The organism is Pseudomonas sp. TWI923, assembly GCF_039673365.1.
Classification (GTDB): Bacteria; Pseudomonadota; Gammaproteobacteria; order Pseudomonadales; family Pseudomonadaceae; genus Aquipseudomonas; species Aquipseudomonas sichuanensis.
Map to the genome: position 1 here is coordinate 1 of NZ_JBDJLM010000136.1, position 6725 is coordinate 6725.

5 protein-coding genes are annotated in these 6725 nt (G+C 67.4%); 4 read left to right on the plus strand and 1 reads right to left on the minus strand.

Annotation, left to right across the window (positions count from 1 at the left end; all coding sequences use genetic code 11):
* Window positions 1–153: 153 nt before the first annotated feature.
* Window positions 154–813: an HAD-IA family hydrolase gene (locus tag ABE459_RS25370; protein WP_323830902.1), complete on the minus strand. Its 660-nt coding sequence runs from the start codon at window positions 811–813 to the stop codon at window positions 154–156.
* Between the two features lie 93 nt (window positions 814–906).
* Here ABE459_RS25370 and lexA point away from each other — a divergent pair, with 93 nt between their 5' ends.
* The 4 genes from lexA to ABE459_RS25390 are packed head-to-tail and all read left to right on the plus strand — an operon-like array spanning window position 907 to window position 6637.
* Window positions 907–1524: a transcriptional repressor LexA gene (gene lexA / locus ABE459_RS25375; protein WP_323830903.1), complete on the plus strand. Its 618-nt coding sequence runs from the start codon at window positions 907–909 to the stop codon at window positions 1522–1524.
* The gene (gene imuA, locus ABE459_RS25380; RefSeq protein WP_258706458.1) at window positions 1524–2135 is read left to right on the plus strand and encodes a translesion DNA synthesis-associated protein ImuA; all 612 of its coding nucleotides are present in this window, start codon (window positions 1524–1526) and stop codon (window positions 2133–2135) included. Before lexA ends, imuA begins: the two co-directional genes overlap by 1 nt.
* Before the next feature lie 6 nt (window positions 2136–2141).
* Entirely contained in the window at window positions 2142–3560 is a 1419-nt protein-coding gene (locus ABE459_RS25385) for a DNA polymerase Y family protein (protein WP_323830904.1), read from the plus strand.
* The gene (locus ABE459_RS25390) at window positions 3536–6637 is read left to right on the plus strand and encodes an error-prone DNA polymerase (protein WP_323830905.1); all 3102 of its coding nucleotides are present in this window, start codon (window positions 3536–3538) and stop codon (window positions 6635–6637) included. Before ABE459_RS25385 ends, ABE459_RS25390 begins: the two co-directional genes overlap by 25 nt.
* Window positions 6638–6725: the final 88 nt, after the last annotated feature.

Genomic DNA, 6725 nt, shown 5'->3' on the forward strand with positions numbered 1-6725 from the left:
TCAATTTGCGATTTTGTACGGAGATCGGTTCATCAGGCCGACCTGGTGAAAATCAGGGCCTGCCTAGCGGCAGGCCATTACCGGCCCGAACACAAAAAAACTGACAGTCCCATATCCAGGCGGACACCTGTCAGCCTCCATGCAATCTCAAACCTATCTCTGCATCCGCTCGATCAACCCCCACAACCTCGGGTCATTGAAATCGTCGATCACCAGCTGCGCCCCAGCCTCATGCAGGCGCTCGGCCGTCTGCGTGGTAGCCAACCCCACCGTAAAAATACCGGCATCGCTGGCCGCCTTGACCCCCGGCAACGAATCCTCAAAAGCCAGCGCCTGCCCGGCTTCAGCCTGCAAGCGCTGCAGCCCGGTCAGGTAGGGCAGCGGGTCCGGCTTGGGCCTGGCCAGCTCATCGGCCACCAGCACATGTTCGAAACGCCCATCCAGCCCCATGGCCGCGAGCATGTGTTCGGCGTTCAGGCGTGGCGCATTGGTCACTACACACACGCCCACCGCATGTTGCTGGGCATGGTCGAGCAGGCGCAGCAGGCCGGGCAGGGGTTCGAGGCTCGGAGACAGTTCGCGGAACAGCGCCTCCTTGCGCTCGGCCAGGGCCTGGCGCTGGGCCGCATCGGCCTGAGGGAACAGGTCGGCGAACAGCAAACCGTTGGAGCGGCCGCTCACCTGCAGGTCGAACTGCTCCTGGGTCAGTTCGCGCCCATCGTAATCGTGCAGGAGCTGGCGGAAGGCCTGCAGGTGCAGGGTGTCGGTGTCGGTGAGCGTCCCATCGAGGTCGAACAGCAAGGCGGTGAGCATCGGGCATCCTGGCGCTGAAGAATCAATTCAGCAGCATCATAGCCAAAGCCGACGACGAAGGGGGCTGTTCAGTGTTTCACAAAAAGAGTACAAATGTGCTCCATGGACAATCTGACCCCCAAACGCCGCGCCATTCTCGATTTCATTCGTGAGCGCATCACCGAACATGGCCAGCCGCCCTCGCTGGCCGATATCGCCGAGCGCTTCGGTTTTGCCTCGCGCAGCGTGGCGCGCAAACACATCACCGCCCTGTGCCAGGGCGGCTTCATCGACGTCACCCCCAACCAGGCGCGTGGTATCCGCCTGGCCGAGCCGCTGCGCCGGCCGGAGATTCTCGAACTGCCGGTGCTCGGCCAGGTCGCCGCAGGCGCGCCTATCGGCCCCGATCTCGACATTCATGAGCAACTGCTGCTCGACCCCAGCCTGTTCCGCCGTACCCCCGACTACCTGCTCAAGGTGCGTGGCGACTCGATGGTCGAGGACGGCATCTTCGATGGCGACCTGGTCGGCATCCGCCAGCAGGGCGAGGCGCGCGACGGCCAGATCGTGGTCGCTCGGCTCGACGGCGAGGTCACCATCAAGCGCCTGCAACACACCCGCGACGGCTACCGCCTGTTGCCACGCAACCCGCACTACCAACCCATCGACGTAGGCCCCGAACACGAGTTCTTCATCGAAGGCGTGTTCTGCGGCTTGCTGAGGCGTGACTGATGGGCGCGGTGGTCGACCTCGACCGGCTGCTCGACCAGCGCCAGGTGTGGCGCGGCCGGCAGGCCCAGGCCCGGCCGATTGGCTTGCAGCCCAGCGGGCATGTCGCGCTCGATGCACGCCTGCCAGAGGGCGGCTGGCCGGCGGCGGCATTGAGCGAGTTGTTACTGGCCAGCCCGGGCGTGGGTGAGCTGCAGTTGCTCTGGCCGACGCTGGCACGGCTGACCGCCGCCAGTGAGCGGGTCGTGCTGGTGGCCCCACCCTTTATCCCCTATGCCCCGGCCTGGCAGGCCGCGGGTATCGACTTGCGCTGGCTGGTGCAGGTCGACAGCGAGCGCGACGATGCCCTGTGGGCCGCCGAGCAATGCCTGCGCTCGGGCAGTTGCGCGGCGGTGCTGTGCTGGCCGGAGCGCGCCGATGACAAGGCCTTGCGTCGCCTGCAGGTGGCGGCGGAAACCGGTAACGCACTGGCGTTCGCCTGCCGCCCGCAGCAGGCCGCGCTCAACCCGTCGCCCGCCGCGCTGCGGATCGCCATCGACACCCGCCCGCCCCAGTGGCGGGTGCTCAAGTGTCGGGGTGGCCTGCCCCCCGCCAGCCCCATTGCCCGGGGCTGAAGCACCATGCTCTGGGCCTGCATCCTGTTCCCGCAGTTGGCGCTGGACAGCGTCCTGCGCCAACGCGACGACCCTGACACCCCTCTGGTGCTGCTGGGAGGGTCTGGCCAGCGCCGTGTGCTGCAGGCGGTCAGCCCTGCCGCCGCCAGGCTGGGGTTGCGCGCCGGGCAGCCGCTGACCGCTGCCCGCGCCCTGGCCGATGGTTTCACCTGCGTCGAAGTCGAGCCCGCGTGCATCGAGCAGTTGCAACAGCTGCTGGCCGCCTGGGCCTACCGGTTCAGCGCCCAGGTCAGCCTGCATTATCCGCGTGCGCTGCTGCTGGAGGTGGGCTCAAGCCTGCAACTGTTCGGGCCCTGGCCCCTGTTCGAGGCGCGCCTGCGTGAAGAGCTGGCCGGGCTGGGCCTGCGCCAGCGCATTGTGCTGGCCAGCAACCCGGTGGCGGCGCGGATGCTCGCCAATGCTCACGATGGGCTGGCCGTGACCAGCCCCGACCAGACCAGGGCAGCCTTGCTCGACCTGCCCATCGAACGGGCCGGCCTGCCACCTGAGGCCAGCGTGGCCTTCGCACGCATGGGCCTGCACCGGCTGGGCCAGGTCGTGGCGCTGCCCCGTGATGCCCTGGCCCGGCGCTTCAGCAGCCAGGTGCAACTGCACCTGGATCAACTGTTCGGCCAGCGCTCGCTGGGGCTGGCGTTTTACCAACCGCCCGAGCGCTTCGAAGCACGGCTGGAGCTGAACTTCGATGTCGAGTCGCACCAGGCCCTCTTGTTTCCCTTGCGCCGGTTGCTAAGCGACCTCGCGGCGTTCCTCGCCGGGCGTGATTGCGGCGTGCAGCGGTTCGAGCTGTACCTGGAGCACGCCGAGGGCCCGGATACCGTGCTCAAGGTTGGCCTGCTTGCTGCCGAGCGTGATGGCGCAATGCTCTTCGAACTGGCGCGAGGGCGCCTGGAGCCGCTGCGCATTCCGGCACCGGTGCGCAACCTGCGCCTGGTGGCGGCCGATCTGCCGCCGTTCGTGCCCCAGCATCAGGCATTGTTCGACCCACGCGCCCAGCAGGCACAACCCTGGGAGCAACTGCGCGAACGCCTGCGGGCACGCCTTGGCGATGAAGCCGTCAAGGGCCTGCGCGCCGAATCCGATCATCGTCCCGAATGTGCCTGGCAGGGCGCGGAGCAGGGCGCGCCGGGGCAGTTGGTCATGGCGCCGGGCAGCCGCCCCGGCTGGCTGCTGCCTGAACCCCAAGCGCTGTCCGAGGCTGGCGTGCAACTGCTGGGGCACGCCGAACGCATCGAGTCCGGTTGGTGGGACGGCGGTGATGTGCGGCGCGATTACTACCGTATCGAAACCCGCGATGGCCTGCGCGGCTGGGCCTTCCGTGACCTCGCGGCCCCCGGACCGCTTTGGTTGCAGGGCTGGTTCGCGTGAACGGCCAGGGCTACGCAGAGCTGCATTGCCTGTCGAATTTCAGCTTTCAGCGTGGCGCTTCCAGTGCCGACGAACTGTTTCGCCGTGCCCGTGAGCAGGGCTACCAGGCCCTGGCGATCACTGACGAGTGCACCCTGGCGGGCATCGTCCGGGCCTGGCAGGCCGCCCGTGAGCATGGCCTCAAGCTGATCGTCGGCAGTGAAGTGCGGGTGGAGCAGGGGCCCAAACTGGTGCTGCTGGTGCAGGACCTTGGCGGTTACCAGAACCTGTGTGCGCTGATCACACTGGCACGGCGCCGGGCGCCAAAGGGCAGCTATCGGCTGCTGGCCGAGGACCTTGCGGCCCATCATCAGGGGTTGCTGGCGTTGTGGGTGCCTGAAGCCGATGCGCCAGTCAGTGTCGGGCAGCAACTGCATGCACTGTTCGGCGAGCGCCTGTGGCTGGCCGTGCATCTGCATCGCGCAGCCGACGATGGCGCACGCCTGGCACAGCTGCACGCCTTGGGCGCACAACTGGCCGTGCCGCTGGTGGCCTGCGGCGATGTGCACATGCACGTGCGTGGGCGTCGCGCGCTGCAGGATTGCATCACCGCGATCCGCGCTCATTGCCCGGTGGCCGAGGCGGGGCGTTACCTGTTCGCCAATGGCGAGCGTCATCTGCGCCCGCTCGATCAGCTGCACGAACTCTATCCACCGCACCTGCTGGCCGAAACCCTGGTTATCGCCGAGCGCTGCAGCTTCGATCTTTCGGAGCTCAAATATCAGTACCCGCGCGAGCTGGTCCCTGAGGCTCATACGCCCGCCAGCTGGTTGCGCCAACTGTGCGAGCAGGGCCTGCCCAGGCGTTGGCCCAACGGGGTAACCGACAAGGTACGCGGCCTGCTGGACAAGGAGCTCGCGCTGATCGAGGAATTGGGCTACGACAGTTACTTCCTCACCGTGCACGACATCGTCGCCTTCGCCCGCAGCCAGCACATCCTCTGCCAGGGTCGTGGTTCGGCGGCCAACTCGGTGGTGTGCTATGTGCTGGGCATCACCGAGCTCGACCCCACGGTGCACCGCCTGTTGTTCGAGCGCTTTCTGTCACGCGAGCGCAACGAACCGCCTGATATCGACGTGGACTTCGAGCACGACCGCCGCGAAGAAGTGATCCAGTATGTGTTCCGCCGCTATGGCCGGCACCGGGCCGCGCTCACCGCAGTGGTCAGCAGTTACCACGCCGCTGGGGCGGTACGCGATGTGGCACGTGCGCTGGGGTTGCCAGCCGATCAGGTGGATGCCCTGGCCAAGTGTTGTGGGCGCTGGAGCGACCGCATTCCCGATGCCGAACGCCTGGCCGAGGCCGGTTTCGATGCACAGAGCCCCTCGCTGCGGCGCATCCTGGTACTGGCCGGCGAGTTGATCGGCTTCCCCCGGCACCTGTCGCAGCATCCGGGCGGTTTCGTCATTTCCCAGCAGCCCCTGCACGAACTGGTGCCGGTGGAAAACGCGGCGATGGAAGAGCGCACGGTGATCCAGTGGGACAAGGACGACCTGGACATGGTCGGCCTGCTCAAGGTCGATGTGCTGGCGCTGGGCATGCTCAGCGCGCTGCGCCGCTGCTTTGACCTGATTGCCCTGCACCGTGGGCGTGAGCTGACCCTGGCCAGCATCCCCGGAGAAGACCCGGCCACCTACGCCATGATCAGCCGTGCCGAAACCATGGGCGTGTTCCAGATCGAATCGCGGGCGCAGATGGCCATGTTGCCCAGGCTCAAACCCAATACCTTCTACGACCTGGTGATCGAAGTGGCGATCGTGCGGCCGGGGCCGATCCAGGGCGATATGGTCCACCCCTACCTGCGCCGCCGGCTGGGCCAGGAACCGGTCAGCTACCCCTCGGAAAAACTGCGCGAAGTGTTCCACCGTACCTTGGGCGTGCCCCTGTTCCAGGAGCAGGTGATGGAACTGGCCATGGTCGCTGCCGACTACAGCCCCGGCGAGGCCGACCAGCTGCGCCGCAGCATGGCGGCCTGGAAGCGCCACGGCGGCCTTGAACCCCATCGGGTCAGGCTGATCGAGGGCATGCTGCGCAATGGTTACGAGCTGTCTTTTGCCGAGCGCATCTTCGAGCAGATCAAGGGATTCGGCAGCTATGGTTTTCCCGAGTCCCACGCCGCCAGTTTCGCCCTGCTGTGCTACGCCAGCAGTTGGCTCAAATGCCACGAACCGGCGATCTTCACCTGTGCCTTGATCAATAGCTGGCCCATGGGTTTCTACAGCCCCGACCAGCTGTTGCAGGAAGCGCGTCGGCAGGGCATTGCGGTTCGCCCGGTGGATGTCGAGCACAGCCAATGGGACTGCACCCTGGAGCCGGAGGGCGAAGGCGCGTTGGCCATCCGCATGGGGTTGCGGCAGATCCGCGGCTTTGGCGAAGGCGATGCCCGGCGCCTGGAGCAGGCGCGGGCACAACGGCCCTGGCGCGATGTCGAGGACCTGTGCCTGCGCGCCGGGCTCGACAGCCGCGCCTGTGCCCGGCTCGCCGATGCCGGTGCGCTGCGGGCGCTGGCCCGCGACCGGCACCAGGCGCGCTGGCAGGTGGCGGCAGTGCAGGCGCAGCTACCGCTGTTCGCCCAGGTCGAGGCAGCGCCAGAAACCCCGGTTGAGCTGCCCGTACCCAGCGTGGCCGAGGACCTGCTGGCCGATTACGACACCCTCGGCACCACGCTCGGCCCGCATCCGCTGGCCTTGCTGCGCCCGCGCTTGAGTGCCTTGGGCTGTCGCAGTTCAGCGCAACTGGCGGAAGTCGAGCATGGCGACAGCATTGCCGTGGCCGGCCTCGTGGTTGGGCGCCAGCGCCCGCAAACGGCCAGCGGCGTGACCTTCGTCACCCTCGAGGACGAGCATGGCATGGTCAATGTGGTGGTCTGGCGGGCGCTGGCCGAACGGCAGCGACAGGCGCTGGTGGGCGCGCGGTTGCTCAAGGTGAGCGGGCGGCTGGAGCAGGAGCAGGGCGTGCGCCATCTGATCGCACGGCGATTGGAGGACATCAGCCCCTTGCTGCTGGGGCTGGATGTGCGTAGCCGCGACTTTCATTGAGCGCCATCGCGGGGGGAGCCCCCACCCCCCCCCGACCCCCCCAAACACGGGGGGGCGGGGGTGACCCCCCCGCAGGCCGAACACCACA

What these genes read in the sequence shown, in the direction of transcription:
- ABE459_RS25370 (WP_323830902.1), bottom strand. Translation starts at nt 813, where the DNA reads ATGCTCACCGCCTTGCTGTTCGACCTCGATGGGACGCTCACCGACACC.
- lexA (WP_323830903.1), top strand. Translation starts at nt 907, where the DNA reads ATGTGCTCCATGGACAATCTGACCCCCAAACGCCGCGCCATTCTCGAT.
- imuA (WP_258706458.1), top strand. Translation starts at nt 1,524, where the DNA reads ATGGGCGCGGTGGTCGACCTCGACCGGCTGCTCGACCAGCGCCAGGTG.
- ABE459_RS25385 (WP_323830904.1), top strand. Translation starts at nt 2,142, where the DNA reads ATGCTCTGGGCCTGCATCCTGTTCCCGCAGTTGGCGCTGGACAGCGTC.